At 68.2% G+C, this 17,433-nt stretch carries 16 protein-coding genes; 14 read left to right on the top strand and 2 right to left on the bottom strand.

The features are described from left to right. Positions 1–74: 74 nt before the first annotated feature. Positions 75–818 carry a GntR family transcriptional regulator gene (locus AB0B94_RS12870; protein WP_357275447.1) on the bottom strand — a complete coding sequence of 248 codons (744 nt, stop codon included), beginning with the start codon at positions 816–818 and terminating at the stop codon, positions 75–77. A 438-nt stretch (positions 819–1,256) separates the two neighbouring features. Here AB0B94_RS12870 and AB0B94_RS12865 point away from each other — a divergent pair, with 438 nt between their 5' ends. The 8 genes from AB0B94_RS12865 to AB0B94_RS12830 all read left to right on the top strand — a co-directional run bounded on the left by AB0B94_RS12865 (position 1,257) and on the right by AB0B94_RS12830 (position 11,056). Next, a complete protein-coding gene (locus AB0B94_RS12865) occupies positions 1,257–2,642 on the top strand; it encodes an extracellular solute-binding protein (RefSeq protein ID WP_357275439.1) in 1,386 nt (461 codons plus the stop codon). 47 nt (positions 2,643–2,689) lie between these two features. After that, on the top strand, positions 2,690–3,589 hold the full coding sequence (locus AB0B94_RS12860; RefSeq protein WP_357275432.1) for a sugar ABC transporter permease: 900 nt from the start codon (positions 2,690–2,692) through the stop codon (positions 3,587–3,589). Beyond that, a complete protein-coding gene (locus AB0B94_RS12855; RefSeq protein ID WP_357275420.1) occupies positions 3,589–4,500 on the top strand; it encodes a carbohydrate ABC transporter permease in 912 nt (303 codons plus the stop codon). The genes AB0B94_RS12860 and AB0B94_RS12855 overlap by 1 nt, the downstream gene beginning before the upstream one ends. Continuing rightward, positions 4,500–5,567 (top strand): ATP-binding cassette domain-containing protein, encoded by a 1,068-nt coding sequence (locus tag AB0B94_RS12850; RefSeq protein ID WP_357275411.1) that lies wholly within the window; start codon positions 4,500–4,502, stop codon positions 5,565–5,567. The genes AB0B94_RS12855 and AB0B94_RS12850 overlap by 1 nt, the downstream gene beginning before the upstream one ends. Beyond that, on the top strand, positions 5,567–6,643 hold the full coding sequence (locus tag AB0B94_RS12845; RefSeq protein WP_357275398.1) for an ABC transporter ATP-binding protein: 1,077 nt from the start codon (positions 5,567–5,569) through the stop codon (positions 6,641–6,643). The genes AB0B94_RS12850 and AB0B94_RS12845 overlap by 1 nt, the downstream gene beginning before the upstream one ends. Positions 6,644–6,895: 252 nt before the next feature. Then, positions 6,896–8,356 carry an NAD-dependent succinate-semialdehyde dehydrogenase gene (locus AB0B94_RS12840; RefSeq protein ID WP_357275381.1) on the top strand — a complete coding sequence of 487 codons (1,461 nt, stop codon included), beginning with the start codon at positions 6,896–6,898 and terminating at the stop codon, positions 8,354–8,356. A 66-nt stretch (positions 8,357–8,422) separates the two neighbouring features. Next, positions 8,423–9,682: an iron-containing alcohol dehydrogenase gene (locus AB0B94_RS12835; protein ID WP_357275369.1), complete on the top strand. Its 1,260-nt coding sequence runs from the start codon at positions 8,423–8,425 to the stop codon at positions 9,680–9,682. 249 nt (positions 9,683–9,931) lie between these two features. Beyond that, a complete protein-coding gene (locus tag AB0B94_RS12830) occupies positions 9,932–11,056 on the top strand; it encodes a hypothetical protein (RefSeq protein WP_357275361.1) in 1,125 nt (374 codons plus the stop codon). 12 nt (positions 11,057–11,068) lie between these two features. Here the strand turns inward: AB0B94_RS12830 and AB0B94_RS12825 are convergent, their stop codons facing one another. Then, a complete protein-coding gene (locus tag AB0B94_RS12825) occupies positions 11,069–11,911 on the bottom strand; it encodes an aldo/keto reductase (RefSeq protein WP_357275354.1) in 843 nt (280 codons plus the stop codon). A gap of 240 nt (positions 11,912–12,151) precedes the next feature. Here AB0B94_RS12825 and AB0B94_RS12820 point away from each other — a divergent pair, with 240 nt between their 5' ends. The 6 genes from AB0B94_RS12820 (at position 12,152) to AB0B94_RS12795 (ending at position 17,423) form a co-directional block, all read left to right on the top strand. Further along, complete coding sequence (locus tag AB0B94_RS12820) at positions 12,152–12,733, top strand: type 1 glutamine amidotransferase domain-containing protein (RefSeq protein WP_357275347.1); 582 nt, start codon at positions 12,152–12,154, stop codon at positions 12,731–12,733. Between the two features lie 316 nt (positions 12,734–13,049). Further along, entirely contained in the window at positions 13,050–13,961 is a 912-nt protein-coding gene (locus AB0B94_RS12815) for an SRPBCC family protein (protein ID WP_357275338.1), read from the top strand. Then, a complete protein-coding gene (locus AB0B94_RS12810; protein ID WP_357275328.1) occupies positions 13,958–15,133 on the top strand; it encodes a zinc-dependent alcohol dehydrogenase in 1,176 nt (391 codons plus the stop codon). The genes AB0B94_RS12815 and AB0B94_RS12810 overlap by 4 nt, the downstream gene beginning before the upstream one ends. A 195-nt stretch (positions 15,134–15,328) precedes the next feature. Beyond that, positions 15,329–15,958 carry a TMEM175 family protein gene (locus AB0B94_RS12805; protein WP_357275317.1) on the top strand — a complete coding sequence of 210 codons (630 nt, stop codon included), beginning with the start codon at positions 15,329–15,331 and terminating at the stop codon, positions 15,956–15,958. 73 nt (positions 15,959–16,031) lie between these two features. Further along, positions 16,032–16,439, top strand: coding sequence for a DUF2267 domain-containing protein (locus tag AB0B94_RS12800; protein ID WP_357275308.1), 408 nt, complete (start codon positions 16,032–16,034; stop codon positions 16,437–16,439). 135 nt (positions 16,440–16,574) lie between these two features. Further along, positions 16,575–17,423 (top strand): hypothetical protein, encoded by an 849-nt coding sequence (locus AB0B94_RS12795; RefSeq protein ID WP_357275301.1) that lies wholly within the window; start codon positions 16,575–16,577, stop codon positions 17,421–17,423. Positions 17,424–17,433 lie beyond the last annotated feature (10 nt).

The raw sequence follows: 17,433 nt of genomic DNA, 5'->3' as shown, positions 1-17,433 counted from the left end.
TCTGGGGGCGGGTGAGGTGGATCCAATCCGATCCGATCAGGATTGGGTTAGCATTCCTGGGCCCAGCGCGCTCGTCAAGCCTCTACCGACATTGCGCCGGCGTCCTCGATCTCGTCGAACACTCGTCTGAAACGTTCGCCGGATCGCAAGATGTGGCGACGCATCGCGTAGGCGGCGGCGTCGGGGTCACGCGCGGCGATCGCGGCCACAACCTCCTCGTGCTCGGCCATGGCCAGGTGCGTGACCTGGGTGTCGTGGTGAAGCCGGAAGAGGTGCACGTGGCTGTGCAGGCGAGCGAGCGCTTCGCGGATGACCTGGTTCTCCGCGCTCAGGGCGACGAGATCGTGAAAGGCGGCGTCGCGTAGTCCGAAGGCGCCGTAGGCCATCGGCCCGCTGCCCCCCTCCAGCTCGGCCATCTCCTCCAGCATCCGTCGCAGTCCGGCCACCTGCTGCGAGGATGCGCGTTCGGCGGACCTACGGGCCGCCGCCGGCTCAAGGAGCAGGCGGACCTCGAGCATGTCCTCGAATCGGTGCCGGGTGATCTGCGGGGGGATGCGGTAGCCGGCATGGGGTACCCGCACGACCAGGCCCTCTGCCTCCATCCGGTTGAGAGCGTCCCGGATCGGTGTCTGTGAGACCCCCAGCTCCCGCGCCAGGACGTCGATCGTGACGCGGGAGCCAGGCTCGATCCGTAGCGACATCAGCTGTCCGAGCAGCGTGTCGTACACCTCGTCGGCAAGCCGGCCGCCAGATCTTCCCGGCGGCGTTCCGCCCGTCACGGACCTGCGGCCCCGCACGATCATCGCTTCGTCGTCCATCGTGACGTGAGGTCCCTTCTTACGCCTTCGCGAGCCTATTGACACCAGTCACAACGCTGCGGCATGCTGACGCCCCAACTCGATCGTATAGGAAAAGTGACTGTCGCCCGCCATCCTGCACCTCGCGGCACCGCCCGTCACGGCTCTACTTCGATCACCTGGAACTCCACGAGCATGCTCGACGTCCTGCTCGGTTCGTCACCGGGTCGCAGCTGGACCGAAGCACTTCTCGACGGCGTGAAGATCCGGTACGTCGCGGCGTACTCGGGACGCCGGTCCGCGGGGTCGGTCCCCGCGACAGCCCGGCGACGTGTCTGAACAACCCAGCAACTGCTCGGCGAAGCACATAGCGAGGCCTTAGAAGTCCCCACCCAGAAAGCAGGCAAGAAGATGCGGTTTCCGAAGCGAATAGGACAAACGTCCAATCCCGGGCGAAGGGTGCGGCTGGCGACGGCGGCCATGCTGCTGGTGGCCACCACCGTGACGGCCTGCGGCGACAGCAAGGACGACGGCGCGAAGACGAGCGCCCCGAAGGCACCGGCGACCATCCCGGAGCTCACCAAGGATCCGCTGACCCTCAGCTTCATCTGGTTCGACTGGCCCCCTGCGAAGGCACTCGAAGACTTCGCGAACGCGGAGTACAAGAAGGAACGGCCGAACGCGACCATCAAGGTCAACACCGTGCCGAACGCGAACTGGCACGACGCGATGTTCACCCAGTTCGCCGCGCGCAAGACCGACTTCGACATCGCGATCCTGGACTCGCAGCACATCGGTGAGGCCGTGACCAACGGCAACATCCTCGACCTCACCGACTTCGTCAAGTCGAACATCGACGTCAATGCCTACAACCCGTACCTCCTGGCCGCCTACGGCCAGTTCCCCCAGGCGGAGACCGGCAAACGCGACGAGAACGCCAGCCTGTACGGACTGCCGCTGCTCGGCGACACCTGGACGATGATCTACCGCAAGGACCTGATCGGCGACAAGCCACCGCAGACCTGGGACCAGATGATCTCGGCCGCCGAGAAGTGCCAGGCGGACAACCCCGGCATCAGCGGGCTGGCCTTCCACCAGGCAAACGGCTCCGACGCCGCGGCCGTAACCTACAACACGGTCAACGGCGTCTACGGCGGCAACCTCTGGGACCCCAAGGCCCGCAAGATCGACGGCGTCCTCAACGACGCCGCTGGCCAGGAGGCGATGGACGTCCTGGTCAACAAGATGAAGCCGCTGACCGCCAAGGGCTCCGGCAACTGGTTCATCGACGAGGTCAACGCGGCTGTCGCCCAGGGCAAGGCCTGCATCGCGTTCAACTGGATCGCCGCGAGCGGCGGCCTGCTCGATCCGAAGCAGTCGACGCTCGGCACCACGCGGGAGCAGATTCTCGACAAGCTGGGCTTCGCCACCCTGCCGAGCCAGAAGACCAACCTGGTCCCGCTCGGCGGTATGGGGATGCACGTCTCGGCCTACTCCGCCAGCGCGAACCAGGCCGAGGCCCTGAACTTCATGAAGTGGTTCGAGCAGGCTGACGTCCAGAAGAAGTGGGCTGCGGCCGGCGGCGTGCCAGCGCGTACCGACGCCCTGCAGTCGCCCGAGTTCCTCAATGCCGGGCCGTTCAACAAGGTGTACGCCGACTCGGTGCCGCGGATGCGGGACATGTGGAACGTACCGGAGTACGCGCGCCTCGTCGACATCGAGAACACCAACGTGAACGCGGCACTCAACGGGGCGAAGAAGCCGAAGGACGCGCTCGACGACATCGCCAAGGAGCAGCAGGGCGTGCTCGACTCCAGCAACCGCAAGGGTGGCGGCGGACTGTGAAAGACCCCGCCCCGCTGACCACCGACCACCCCGGGCAGGTGGTGTCTGTGACGCCACCTGCCCCGGGGCGGTCCCGCCGGCTGAGCGACCGCTGGCTCGCCGTCACGTTCATCTCCCCCGCGATGCTGCTGTTGCTCGCCATGTCGGTGTTCCCGTTGCTGTGGTCGTTGTACCTGTCCTTCACCGACTACTCGGCCACCCGCGGCGGGCCGGCCCATTTCATCGGGTTCGGGAACTACACAGCGATCCTGACGTCGGCGCAGGTCCACACGAGGGCCCTGACGACCTTGGTCTACGTGGTCGGCGCGGTCGGCCTGCAGACCGTGCTCGGTTTCGGCATCGCCTACCTGATCTCCCGGCGCACGCACGGGAGAGGAGTGCTGACCACGCTGTTCCTGGTTCCGATGATGCTGTCGCCGGTCGTGGTCGGGCTGTTCTGGCGGTTCATGCTCGACGCGCAGTTCGGCGTGGTCAACAGCATGCTCGGCTCGGTCGGTCTGGGGCAGGTGGAGTGGCTCACCCGTCAGCGGACCGCACTGATCTCCCTGATCGTTGTCGACACCTGGCAGTGGACGCCGTTCATCATGCTCATCGCGCTCGCCGGCCTCAGCGCGGTTCCCAAGTACCTGTACGAGGCGGCCTCGATCGACCGGGCGTCCGAGTGGTTCCGATTCCGCACCATCACTCTTCCGCTGGTGTGGCCGCTGCTTCTCATTGCCGTGATGTTCAGGGCCATCGAGGCCTTCCGGCTGTTCGACCTCGTCTACATCCTCACCAACGGAGGCCCCGGCGTCTCCACCGAGACGTTGTCGTTCCACATCTACAAGGTCGCGTTCCTGGGCTTCAACACCGGAACCGCCTCGGCGTACGGGATCCTCATGGTCCTCGTCGTCATCGTCCTCACGCAGCTCTACCTGCGCTACCTGAACAAGCTCAAGGAGGACTGATGGCCGTCTCCGTCGACGAGGCCGTGTCCACAGGCCCGGCCCGGGATCACGCTCCCCCGGCGCGCCGCCTTGGCGGTCGCGGGCGCTCCGTGCTGGAGGTCGTGCTGCTGACCGTGCTGGCCGTGGTGATGCTCTTTCCAGTGCTGTGGATGCTCGAGACGTCGATCAAGGAGAACCGGGACGTCTACGCCATCCCGGCCAAGTTCTTCGACTTCGACGTCACCATGGCCCACTTCAAGGACGTGTTCGTCGCCCCCGACGGTGGTCGCACCGCCTTGTCCGTCTCGTTCTTCAACTCGGTGGTGGTCGCCGGTGTCTCCACGTTGCTGGCCACCGTGCTGGGGGTCCCGGCGGCCTGGGCCTACTCACGCTTCGCCGTGAGAGCCAAGAAGGACCAGCTGTTCTTCATCCTGTCCACCCGCTTCATGCCGCCGGTGGTGGTCGTGATCCCGATCTTCCTGATGTACCGCGAGTTCGGACTCATCGACAACAAGCTCGGCCTGATCCTCATCTACGCCGCCTTCAACGTCCCGTTCACGATCTGGATGATGAAGGGGTTCGTCGACGAGGTGCCCGCCGAGTACGAGGATGCCGCCATGCTCGACGGCTACACCCGTCTGCAGGCGTTCTGGCGATACACCCTGCCGCTGCTCGTGCCCGGCATCGCCGCGACGGCGGTGTTCGCACTCATCTTCTCGTGGAACGAGTTCGTGTTCGCCACCTTCCTCACCTCCAGCGACAGCGTGCGGACGGCCCCACCGGCCATCGCCGGCCTGATCGGCGGCACCACCACGGACTGGGGTCTCGTGGCCGCCGCCTCCGTGGTGTTCGCCCTACCGGTGCTGGTCTTCGCGTACCTGGTGCGCAAACACCTCATCGCCGGTGTGACGCTCGGGGCGGTGCGACGCTGATGGCGGGCATCGAGGTGACAGCGCTGCACAAGCGCTACCCGGACGGGACGGTCGCGGTTGATCACGTGGACCTGTCCATCGGCCACGGCGAGCTGTTCGTGATGCTCGGCCCTTCGGGTTGCGGCAAGACGACGACGCTGCGGGCCATCGCCGGCCTGGAGAGGCAGACCGCGGGCGACATCCGCATCGGCGACACGCTTGTCAACGACCTGCCGCCGGCGGAACGCGACATCGCCATGGTGTTCCAGTTCTACGCTCTCTACCCGCATCTGCGAACCCGCGACAACCTGGCGTTCCCCCTGCGGGCCGAGGGACTGCCCAAGCCGGAGGTGCACGCGCGGGTCACCGAGGCCGCCCGGCTGATGCGGCTCGGCCCGCTCCTGGACCGGCGACCGCGCCAGCTGTCCGGCGGGGAGCAGCAGCGTGTCGCGCTCGCCCGCGCCCTGGTGCGACGACCGCGTGCCTTCCTCATGGACGAACCGCTCACCAACCTGGACGCGGAGCTGCGGGCCGACATGCGCACGGAGATCAAGCACCTGCAGGGGGAACTGGGCGCGACGATGGTCTACGTCACCCACGACCAGGTCGAGGCGATGTCGCTCGGTCACCGGATCGCCATCCTCAACAAGGGCCGCGTGGAGCAGATCGGCACCCCGCTGGAGGTCTACGACCGTCCGGCGAGTCTTTTCTGCGCCGCGTTCATCGGCTCTCCGCCGATGAACCTGATCGAGGTGGAGGTGGTCGACGGGAAGCTGCACAGTCAGGGTGGACTGGTTCTCCCGCCACCGCCCGGCCTGCCACGCGACCGCCGCCTGGTCGCAGGCGTCCGGCCGGAGGCGCTGGAAGTCACCGCACCCGAGGCGGAAGGCTCGATCCCGGCCCGGGTGGTCTCGGTGGAGTGGCTGGGCGACGAAGTCATCTACGTGGTCGACCACGGCGGCCAACGTGACGTTCGGGTCCGGATGCCACCGACTGTTCGTTTCGCCGCTGAAGCAAAGGTCGGGCTGCGGCACACCGGCGGAACCCCGACGGTCTACGACGTGAGCACGGAAGAGCTGGTGGCCTGATGGGAACCGTTGCAGCACACGGGCTGCGCAAGTCCTTCGGCAAGGTCCAGGCGCTGGACGGGGTGACGCTGGACGTGCCGGACGGCTCGTTCTTCGTCGTGCTCGGGCCTTCCGGGGCGGGTAAGACGACGACCCTACGGGCGATCGCCGGCCTGGAGAAGCTCGACGCCGGGTCGGTGCACCTGGACGGGCGGGACGCGACCCGCGACGCCCCGGCCGAACGCGACCTGGCCATGGTCTTCCAGAGCTACGCCCTCTACCCGCGCCACACCGTGTACGAGAACATCGCTTCGCCGCTGCGGGCCCGGCGCTGTTCGTCGGGCGAGATCGCGGCCGCCGTCGAGCAGATGTCCAGCCTGCTGCACATCGAACGTCTGCTGCAACGTCGGCCCGCGCAGTTGTCGGGCGGTGAGATGCAGCGTGTCGCCCTGGCCCGGGCGCTGGTCCGTAGCCCGCGCGCGTTCCTCATGGACGAACCGCTCACCAACCTCGACCTCAAGCTCCGCGTCGAGATGCGCACCGAGCTCACCCGCATCCACCGGAGCCTCGGAGCGACCTTCGTCTACGTGACGAACGACCAGGTCGAGGCCCTGTCCATGGCCGATCAGGTCGCGGTCCTCAAGGAGGGCAAGGTGCAACAGGTCGGAACGCCGACCGAGGTGTACGAGCGTCCCGCCAACCAGTGGGTCGCCGGATTCGTCGGGAGCCCACCGATCAGCCTGCTCGCCTGCCGCGCCGAGGGAGATCGCCTGGTCGGTGCGGACGGCTGGACGCTGCCACGGCCCCGCTGGACCACGGCTGAGGACGGTCGTGAGCTGCTGTTGGGCCTGCGCGCGGAGGACCTGTCAGTCGAGCGACGTGGGGACGTGTCGTTGTCGGGCGAGCTTTACGGGCTTGAGCCGCTCGGTGACCGAACGGTGGTCGACGTCCGGGTGGGGACGGAGATCCTCAAGGTCAAGGCGCGACCCACAGTCACCGGGACGCCGGGCGAGCGCCTGCAGGTCACTGTCGACCTGGACCGTGCGCACCTGTTCGATGCGGGCACCGGGTTGTCGCTGTCCGAGGCGGGGCGGTAACGGCGACGGGCGGCGACGGCGACATGCGCCGACACGTGGCATTCGAGCCTCAGCGGCCCGCCGTCAGCGCGAACGGCCTGACGGCGCTGCGACGGCCATGGTCCGCGCAGGCGATCGGCGGCGCGGGGCGAGGCCGCATTCGACCCGCTCGGCAACCTCGCCCCGACGAGGGCGGGTGACCCGTCCGTCTACGCACGCAGCGATCGCTGACGCACGCCGGACATCACGAAGAAGATCACAGGAGGCGACGCGATGAGTGACCCGATGAACGTGCTGGCTCCCGAGCATCGGCGGCTCCGGATCGGCGACGCCTGGCGCGACGCCGCAAGCGGAGCCACCTTTGCCGTCGAGGACCCGGCCACCGGCAAGACCATCGCCGAGGTGGCCGACGCCGATGTCGTTGACGGGCTCGCCGCCCTGGACGCGGCGAGCACGGCAATGGCGCAGTGGGCGGCTACCCCGCCGCGGAAACGGTCAGAGTTGTTGACAGCGACGTCCCGGGCACTGACCGAGCGATCCGAGGAGGTCGCCCGGCTGATAACGCTCGAGATGGGCAAGCCGCTCGCCGAGGCTCGGGGTGAGGTGGCATACGGCGCCGAGTTCTTCCGTTGGTTCGCCGAGGAGGCGGTGCGCGTCGAGGGGCGCTACAGCGTCGCTCCCGCTGGCGGGTATCGCATCCTCACCGTGCCGAAGCCGGTCGGACCGTGCGTCTTCGTGACGCCCTGGAACTTCCCGTTGGCGATGGGTGCCCGCAAGATCGCTCCCGCGCTGGCGGCGGGCTGCACGACGATCACCAAGCCAGCAGGTCAGACGCCACTCACCATGCTGCTGCTGGCCCGCATCATGGAGGAGGTCGGCGTTCCCCCCGGCGTCGTCAACGTGGTGACCACAAAACGCTCCGGCGCGGTGGTCTCGGCACTGCTGGCCGACGGTCGGACCCGCAAGCTCTCGTTCACCGGGTCGACAGAGGTCGGGCGCGTGCTGCTCCGACAGGCCGCGGACAACGTGCTGCGTACCTCGATGGAACTGGGCGGCAACGCGGCCCTGATCGTGTGTGCCGACGCCGACCTCGACGTCGCGCTCGACGGCGTGATGGTGGCCAAGATGCGCAACATCGGGGAGTCCTGCATCGCGGCCAACCGGATCTACGTCGAGGAGCCGGTGCGCGAGGAGTTCACCACGCGCTTCGCCGAGCGGATGGGCGCACTGTCGGTGGGCCATGGTCTCGACGACGGCGTGGACGTCGGGGCGTTGATCGACGAGGCCTCGGTGACCACAATCGATGGGCTCGTCGCCGACGCTGTCGATCGCGGGGCCCGGGTCCTGGTGGGCGGCGAACGTCCGGACGGGCCGGGCCACTTCTACCCGCCCACCGTCCTCGTCGACGTACCCGAAGACGCGCAGATGCTGAAGGCGGAGATCTTCGGCCCGGTGGCGCCGATCATCTCGTTCACGTCCGACGACGAGGTGATGGCGAAGGCCAACGACACCGAGCACGGCCTGGCCGGATACGTCTTCACCCGCGACCTCCAGCGGGCACTCCGGTTCAGCGAGGGGCTGGATACGGGAATGCTCGGCATCAACCGTGGCCTGATCTCGGATCCGTCGGCTCCGTTCGGTGGCGTGAAGCAGTCCGGGATCGGCAAGGAGGGGTCGCACGAGGGCATCCTCGAGTACCTCGACCTCACCTACGTGGCGATCGACCTACCATGACCGGCCTGCTGCCCCGGGCGCCCGCCGACCAGCACATCGCCGCCGACGTTCCGGAGAGGCACTGACATGCTTGAGACCGTCCGCGGACCACGCCAGCTGATAGTGGGCGAAGGGGTCGCGCAGAACATTCCACGAGTGGTGGCCGAGAGCGGCTCGCGAGTCCTCATCGTGACCGACAAGGTTCTGCTGGGGCAGCCCGGCGTGGCCGAGATCGTGGCCGCCGTGCGGGAGAGGGTCGAGGCCGTCGAGGTCTTCTCCGACGCGACTCCAGACGTGCCACTCTCCGATGTCGCCCTGGCCGTCTCGGTGGCCGCCGAGGTGGATGCCGACGTGATCCTCGCCATCGGGGGTGGCACGGTGATCGACCTCGCCAAGATCGTCGGCGTCATCCGCCGCCACGGTGGGACGCCGCGCGACTTCTACGGCGAGTCGAAGGTGCCGGGGCCGACGATTCCTCTCGTCGCGGTCCCGACGACATCAGGCACCGGCTCGGAGCTCACACCCGTCTCGGTGTTGACCGACCCGGACCGCGAGCTGAAGGTGGGGGTCTCCAGCGTCCACATCGTGCCCGACTTCGCCATCGTCGACCCCGAACTCACCTACACCTGTCCTGCGAGCGTCACCGCCCACTCCGGCATCGACGCGTTGTGTCACGCGGTGGAGAGCTACACCGCGCGACCCCGGGCCCACGGGCCGCGCGACCCGGTGGAGCAGGTCTTCCTCGGCCGCAACCCGATCACCGACCACTACGCGCTCCTGGCCGCGGAGCGGATCGCCCGTAGCTTGCGTCGTGCTGTCCGAGACGGAGGCGACACGGACGCGCGCGCGGACATGTCCTATGGGTCGATGCTGGCCGGGCTCGCCTTCTCCCACGCGGGCAACGCTGCCCCGCACGCTCTCCAATACCCCATCGGCGCGGCCACGCACACGCCGCACGGCCTGGGCGTCGGGCTGCTACTGCCCCATGCCCTGGCGGCGGCCAAGGACGCCATCAGCGACCGGTTGGCCATCCTCGCCGGGGTGTGCGGGCTCGACGTGACGGACGCATCGGATGCCGAGGCCGCGGATACGTTCCTCACCTGGCTCGACGGGCTCCTTGCCGACATCGGTATCCCTCCCACCTTGGCGGACATCGGCGTGGCACGCGCCGACCTCCCGCGCTTCGCGGAGATGGCCGGTGGAGTCACCCGCCTGATCCAGAACCATCCAGGCCCGACCGACACCGCCAGCCTGACCGCGATCCTCGAAGCGGCCTGGGCCGGGGACCGGACCCGACACGTCCTGACTCCGAGCGGAGATGGTGGCGGTCGCTCTCCGTCTCGATGAACCGGCTGAGCTACCGGAGCGCCTTCCCATGAATCCGCTACACGCCGGCGGGTGGTCTCTTAGGCTGCGGGGCGAGCGCTCAGTTCGATGAGAGCGTCACGGTGGCACTGCGCGGGCCGGTCGTCGGGCGCTCCTCTCGGCGGGCGACTCTCCCACTACCTCGGTGGCCGTGGAGCTGTCGCGATGGCGCGTGACGCCGCGCTCCGTTCGCGGTCAGCGGCCGAGCCCGGCTACCGGTGAGGAGCACCAATGGCGCAGCGCGAACAGCACCATCCGGAGATCGTCGTCGGACTGGTGGCGACCCCGCCGGACCACCCGGCCCGCGTGGCCGCGCAACTCGTCACCGAGTTGGCCGACCGGCTGACCGAGCGGGTGAGCGCGGACGTGCGGTGGACCGTCCGGGAAGGCTGGGGAGACGTGGCACCGCGCCGCGACGGCGGCGCCGAGGCCCTGCTCGACGATCTTGCTAGACGGCGCACCGTCGACCAGTGGGATCTCGCAATCTGCCTGACCGACCTGCCGCTGCATGCCGAGCGGGTGCCGCTGGTCGCGCAGATCTCCGTCCGGCGCCAAGTTGCGATGATTTCCCTGCCCGCGCTGGGACTGGCACAACTGCGCGCGGCCCGCACGGCCGTTCCGGATCTGGTGAGGCGGCTGCTGACCGACGCTCCCGACCAGCGGGTGCCGCCGGCCGGCTGGGCACCGGCCGAGATGACACGCCGCGTTCCCGCCACCCACCGAGTGGTCGGCGAGGCCGACGCCGGTGAGCGGCGCTACGTCGCCTCGGGGCTGATTGGCCGGGTGCGGCTGTTGGCCGGAATGGTGCGAGCCAACCGCCCGGGACGCGCCCTGCTGGGCCTGTCCAAGCTGCTGGTCGGCGCGTTCGGCACGGCCGCGTTTGCGCTCACGACGGACACCATCTGGCAGATGGGCGATGCGCTCGGCGGACTCCGACTCGCCGTGATCATGCTGCTCGGGCTGACCGCATTGGTGGTCTGGCTGATCGTCGCGCACGACCTGTGGGAGAAACCAAGCCGCGAGACACCGGCTGAGCTGGCACGGCTGTTCAACCTGGGTACGATCCTCACCCTCACTTTGGCCACTGCGGTGTCCTACGTGGTGCTGTTCGTGGGAACGGTGCTCGTCGGATCGTTGCTGATCGACACATCCGTGCTGGAACAGGTCCTGGGGCGGCCGGTCAATGTCACCGACTATCTGACGCTGGCATGGATCACCAGCTCGCTTGCCACGGTCGGCGGTGCGATCGGCTCCGGGCTGGAGAACGAGGAGACGGTCCGAGCTGCCGCTTACGGCTACCATCCCGAACCAGGCGGCTGGCGGGACGAGAAGGACGGCAGCCACAACGGTAGGTAGCGGCCGCTGGACCTACAACATCTCCAGCGGCTGCGGGCCGGTCGGCGGTGGGAACGCGGTGTCGAGTTCCGCCACGTCCTCGTCGGTCAGCCGCAGGTCTCGCGCTTCCGCGTTCTCCCGGACGTGTTCCGACCTCGACGATCGGGGGATCGCCGCGACCATCTCCTGCCGTAGCAGCCAGGCCAGCGCCACCTGAGCGGGCGTGACCCCGTGCCGGGCGGCGACCTCCGCGACCTGAGGGTGGCCGAGCAGTCGGCCCTGCTCGATCGGCGAGTACGCCATCACCGGGATCCGGTGTTCACGTAGCCACGGCAGCAGGTCGTACTCGGGACCCCGGCGGGTGAGGTTGTACAGGATCTGGTTGGTCGCGCAGTCGTTCCCGCCCGCCTCCATCAGCTCGGTCATGTCGGAAAGATCGAAGTTGCTCACGCCCCACTGCCCGATGTCGCCGGCGTCGACGAGCTCGGCGAACGCCTCGATCGTCTCGGCGAGTGGATGCGAGCCGCGCCAGTGCAGGAGGTAGAGGTCGATGTGGTCGACGCCGAGTCGCTGCAGGCTGCGGCGACACGCCTGCACGGTTCCCTGTCGGCTGGCGTTGGACGGCAGCACCTTGTCGACCAGAAAGACGTCGTCGCGTCGTCCGACGATCGCCTCGCCGACGAGTTCCTCGGAGGCGCCGTCACCGTACATCTCCGCAGTGTCGATCATGGACATGCCCAGGTCGAGCCCGGTGCGTAGGGCGGCGATCTCGTCCCGCCGCCTTCCGGGGTGCTCACCCAGGTACCACGTGCCCTGGCCGAGCACGGGCATGGTCTGGCCGGACGGCAGTTCGATCGAAGCGGTAGGGGCAGTCATGGCGACCTTTCCGGGAACCTGGATACCAGTGGGTTGAGTGCGTTACCCGCTGTGACAGGAAGCACTCGCGGCGCGACCTTTCTCCGCGCGGGCTCTTCTGAGCGGCGGGCGCACCGGCGGGCTTGTCCGCCCTCGAGTGGCGTTCGGCGACCTGTTTCCCGGTCCCGACACCGGGAAGGCGACCGCAAGCGAACGATGCGCCGCCGACGGGGCGGCGCCGCGAAGGGAAGGCCGCCCACAATGGCGCAGAGCCAACAGCCACTGACCGGCAAAAGAATCGCTTGCCTCGCCGCCGACGGGGTGGAGGACGTCGAGTACACCCAGTCCCGGGCCGCCGCGGAGCAGGCGGGCGCCGAGGTCCACCTGATCTCGTTGAATTCCGGCGAGATCCAGTCCATGAACCAGGACATCAATCCGGCCAACCACTATCGGGTGGACCGGACCGTGACCGAGGCCAATGCGGCCGACTACGACGCCCTCCTGTTGCCGGGCGGAACGGTCAACCCCGACCGGCTCCGGATGAACCCACAGGCGATGGACTTCGTCCGCGCGTTCTTCCAGCAACAGAAGCCGGTGGCGGCGATCTGCCACGGCCCCTGGTCGTTGGTCGAGACCGGCATGGTGAACGGCCGGACCGTCACCTCGTTCCCGAGCCTGCGCACCGACATCCGCAACGCGGGCGGGAACTGGGTGGACCAACAGGTACAGGTCGACAACGGCCTGGTCACCAGCCGCAACCCCAACGACCTTCCGGCTTTCTGCGCCAAGATGGTCGAGGTGTTCGCCCAGGGCGAAAACGTCCGCCAGATGGCGACGGCCTGACCAACCGCGGGCTCAGGGCGGGAGCATCAGGCCGGTCCTGAGCCCGCGTAGGCGTTGTCCCGCCGCCCGGTGATCGTCCGTGACGTTGTGCCGAGCAGTGGGACAGGAATCGCCCCCACACTGCGGCCGGTGGGCGGGTTGAGGTGGTTTTCGAGGGGTATCCGGACGCCTACGGGTCGCGCCCGGACCGTGGTGAACCGGAATGCGCGGACGGTGCGACCGGATACGGAGGCTACCCGTGACTCAACTAGCAACCCGAGAGGCAGTAAAGGCAAGGCAGGACGAGATTCAGCGGCGGGGCCGATCGCTCGGCTGGGTGAGCCTCGGTCTGGGCGTGGCACAGCTGGCGGCACCGGACACAGTGCGCCGGATCAGCGGAGTGGACGACTCCCCGACGTCGCGGAGGGTGGTGCCGCTGGTCGGGGCGCGCGAGTTGGTACACGCGGCCGGCCTCCTGACCAGCCGACGAAAAAGCATCTGGGCGTGGACCCGGGTCGCGGGCGACGCGATGGACCTGGCCTCGCTCGGGGTGGCCATCGCCCGCCGGAGCGGGCATCGCCGGCGTCGCCTGGTCGGTGTCACCAGCGCCATCGTCGGGATCACGGTGGTGGACCTGCTGACCGCCGTTCAGGCGACCCGGGCGAAGAGGGCCGGGGCGCTACGAGGTGTCCGCGAAGGAGGACCCATGGAGCTGACCGCCACGACGACCATCCGCAAACCCCCGCCCAAGGTCTACGCGTACTGGCGCGACCTGAACAACCTCCCCACGTTTATGGCACACCTTGAGGAGATCCGCGCCACCGGTGACCGTACGAGCCACTGGTCCGCCAGCGCTCCGTTCGGCAAGAACGTCGAGTGGGATGCGGAAATCGTCGACGAGACACCCGGCGAGAAGATCTCGTGGCGGTCGACCGGAAACGCGGACGTGCCGAACGCCGGTACGGTCCGGTTCGTGCCCGCTCCGGACGGTGTGAGCACCGAGGTGCACGTCGTCATGTCGTACGACGTCCCGGGCGGCGCGGTCGGCAAGGCGGTCGCCCGGTATTTCGGCGAGGAACCGCACCAGCAGCTCGACGACGACCTGCGCCGGCTCAAGCAGGTGCTGGAGACCGGTCAGGTGGTCCGATCCGACGGCGCCCCGTGGGGCAAGCGGGCCCGCAAGGAGTTCCCGCAGCGTCCGGCGCAACCGCTGTCGGATTCCGAGCTGGCCAAGGGAGCGAAGGCATGAGGGCGAACACCTGGGCCGGCCGCAACAAGGTCAAGGTCCGTGACGTGCCAGACCCGAAGATCCTCAACGACCGGGACGCCATCGTACGGATCACCTCCACCGCCATCTGCGGCTCGGACCTGCACCTGGTCGACGGGTACATACCCACGATGCAGGACGGCGATGTCATGGGCCACGAGTTCATGGGCGAAGTGATCGAGGTTGGCCGGGGCGTCGACCCAGGCCGGCTGCGCGTCGGGGACCGGGTCGTCGTGCCGTTCCCGATCGCCTGTGGCGCGTGCGGGGCCTGCGCCGCCGAGCTGTACTCCTGCTGCGAGAACTCCAACCCCAACGCCGGGATCGCGGAGAAGATGTTCGGCCACCCGGTCGCCGGAATCTTCGGCTATTCGCATCTGACCGGCGGCTTCGCGGGCGGTCAAGCGCAGTACGCGCGGGTGCCGTTCGCCGATGTCGGTCCGCTGAAGATCGAGTCCGACCTGACCGATGAGCAGGTGCTGTTCCTCTCCGACATCCTGCCCACCGGCTACATGGGTGCCGAGATGTGCGACATCCAGTCCACCGACGTGGTGGCGGTGTGGGGCGCCGGCCCGGTCGGCCAGTTCGCGATGGACAGCGCCCGAGCCCTCGGTGCCGCGAAGGTCATCGCCATCGACAAGGAGCCGTACCGGCTGCAGATGGCCGAACGGGCGGGCCACACAACGGTCAACTTCGAGGACGTGGACGTGCGGTCCCGGCTGCTGGAACTGACCGGTGGGCGAGGACCGGACAAGTGCATCGACGCGGTCGGCATGGAGGCCACCCACGGCAGCGCGCCCCTGCACGCCTACGACCGGGTCAAGCAGGCGGTCCGCTCGGAGACCGAGCGCCCGCACGCGCTGCGGCAGGCGATCCTGTCGTGCCGCAGCGGTGGCATCGTGTCGGTGATCGGCGTGTACGGCGGTCTGCTGGACAAGTTCCCCGCGGGCGCCTGGATGAACCGGGCGCTGACCCTGCGTACCGGTCAATGCCACGTGCAGCGTTACATGAAGCCGCTGCTGCAGCGCATCGAACGCGGGGAGATCGACCCGACCCGGGTCATCACCCACACCCTGCCGCTCGACCAGGCCGAGCGCGGCTACGAGATCTTCAAGAACAAGCAGGACAACTGCGAGAAGGTCGTCCTCAAACCCTGACCACGATCCGCATCCGGCCACCGGGACGCGCCCGGTGGCCGGATGCGTCGTCCGGTCCGGATGCGCCCGGTCCCCAGGACGCCCGACATTCCCGATCCGGATGTCCGTTCGTTTGCCACAGACGACCCTGGGTAGGCGCAGTCGATGAGCGGGCCAGACGCAGACCTAGGCACCCGGTCAGACACCAGCCGGGCGGTGGCGTTCAGCGACGCCATCTTCGCCATCATCATCACGTTGCTGGTCCTGGACCTCCGGGTACCGGACGTGCCCCCTGGCCACCTCCTGTCCGGCCTTCTGGAGCAGTGGCCCTCGTACATCGCCTATCTCGCGTCCTACTCGTATGTGGCCGTCGTCTGGCTCAACCACAAGGCGGCGTTCAACCGCATCAAGCAGGCCGATCGCGGCCTTCACTGGGTGAACCTCTTGGTGCTGTTCAGCACGGCGCTGCTGCCGTTTCCGACCATCGTCGTGTCGGACGCGCTGCAGGAACACAACAACACGGACCAGCGGGTGGCCGTTGCCTTCTACGCGTTGATCGGCGCGATGCTGTGCGCGGCGTGGCTGGCGTTCTTCCACTATCTGGCCCGGAACCCCGACCTGCTGAAGGAACAGGTCAAGGACGCCTTCTTTCGCGTCGAGCGGGTCCGTGCCCTCACCGGGGTCGTCCTGTACATCCTCGCGGGTTTGGTCGGCTACCTGGTCGCGCCGTTGATCGGCCTGGCCATCTTCCTCCTTCTGCCCGTCTTCTACGCCATCACCAGCGCCGGCCTGTACCAGTTGCGCGTGACCCGAGATATCACCCACCGTCCTCCGCCACCACCCTGAGGGCGGACGAACCGCCGTTTCACCCCGACGGCGGCGGGTACCCGCCGCAATCCGGTTCGAGAGGGGATCCGAGGTGAACTACAGCGAGTTCATTCAGTCTGTGGCAGCACGACCCAAGGTTCCGCCGGGGCAGGCGGAACCGATCACCCGCGCCACGCTTGAGACCGTGGCAAGACGGGTCACCGGCGGCCAGGCAAGGGACCTCGCCTCGCAACTCCCCGAGGAGCTACGCGGCCTGGTGTCCAGGCCCACCGAAGATCCGGAACGGTTCGGCCTCACCGAATTCTTGGAACGGGTGCAGTCCCGGGCAGGGGTGGATCGCCAGGTGGCCACCGACGGAGCGCGAGCCGTGTTGGACACCCTCCGTGAGGCTGCCAGCGCGAAGGAGTACGGGGACTTTGTCGACCAGTTGCCGCAGGAGTTCTGGCAGTTGACCGGGCCAGGGTCGGGACAGCTCCAGCCCCGCCGGATCGGTACCTAGGCCACACTCCGTTTTGTGCGTCGGGGCACGGGTAGACCGCGACCGGGTCCGAGGGGATGGGCCGAGGATCGGAGCCCCATATCGATGGTGCGCTCGATCCGGTCCGCATGCTAGGCGAGGCCCGAGGAGTGCGGGATGGCCGAAACGGAGAGCCGGTACACGGGCGCACGGGAGTCGCGCACCCATCCGCGTGAGGAGGCTGATCGGCAGTGCGACGCCCAGGAAGGCGCGGAATCCGCCGGTCGGGGCCAGAACCTCGACGCCGCCGACGGACCGAAAGGTGCCAAGCCCGGCGAACGCCCTGTCGTCCCGACGAGTAGTGGGCCCGGCCTTCCTCAGCCGGCCGGCGGGCGCAGCAGCAAAACCATGTCGGACCCGCACGTCGTCCTTCAAATCCCGCAGGTCAAGGTCGAACAGATCTACGTCGAGGTCGACGATCTGGACGCCTCTGTTTCTCTGCGAGCGCGGCTGGGCAGCCTACTCCAGTTGGACGTGGGAGTTCAGGCCCATCTCGGCACGGTGAAGATCGACGTCAAGGGCGTCGAGGCCGAGGCCATGCTCGAGGTTCGGCTCGATGAGCTGCGGGGCATTCTCGACAGCGCCCTCCGCACAATCGAGCGCAACCCCCAGATCGTCGAGTCGGTGGTGAAGACGGTGAACACGGCCGTGGACCAGGTCGGGCAGACGGCGCAGGAGGCGCTGGGGCCCAATGGGCCGCTGTCGCAGACGCTGCAGCAGGCGACCCAGCAGGTCGGTCAACAACTCGGACAGGCCACCCAGCAGCTCGGACAGACCACTCAGCAACTGGCTCAGAGCACCGGAACGGCTGCTGGCGGCAGCGGAAACGGCCTCGGCGGCGTGCTGGGCCTTTCTCCGGCCCACGCCGCATGGCAACGGATGAAGAGAATCGTCAACAGCAGCCAGCCACTGAGGCAGGTCACGACGTGGCTGGCAGGACCGCAGGGGCAGCAGCCGCAGAGCTGATGACGTCCGT

The organism is Micromonospora sp. NPDC048986, assembly GCF_040649335.1.
Taxonomy (GTDB): Bacteria; Actinomycetota; Actinomycetes; order Mycobacteriales; family Micromonosporaceae; genus Micromonospora; species Micromonospora alfalfae.
The sequence above is the reverse complement of the archived record's forward strand: the minus strand, read 5'-3'. Positions and strand labels throughout refer to the sequence as shown.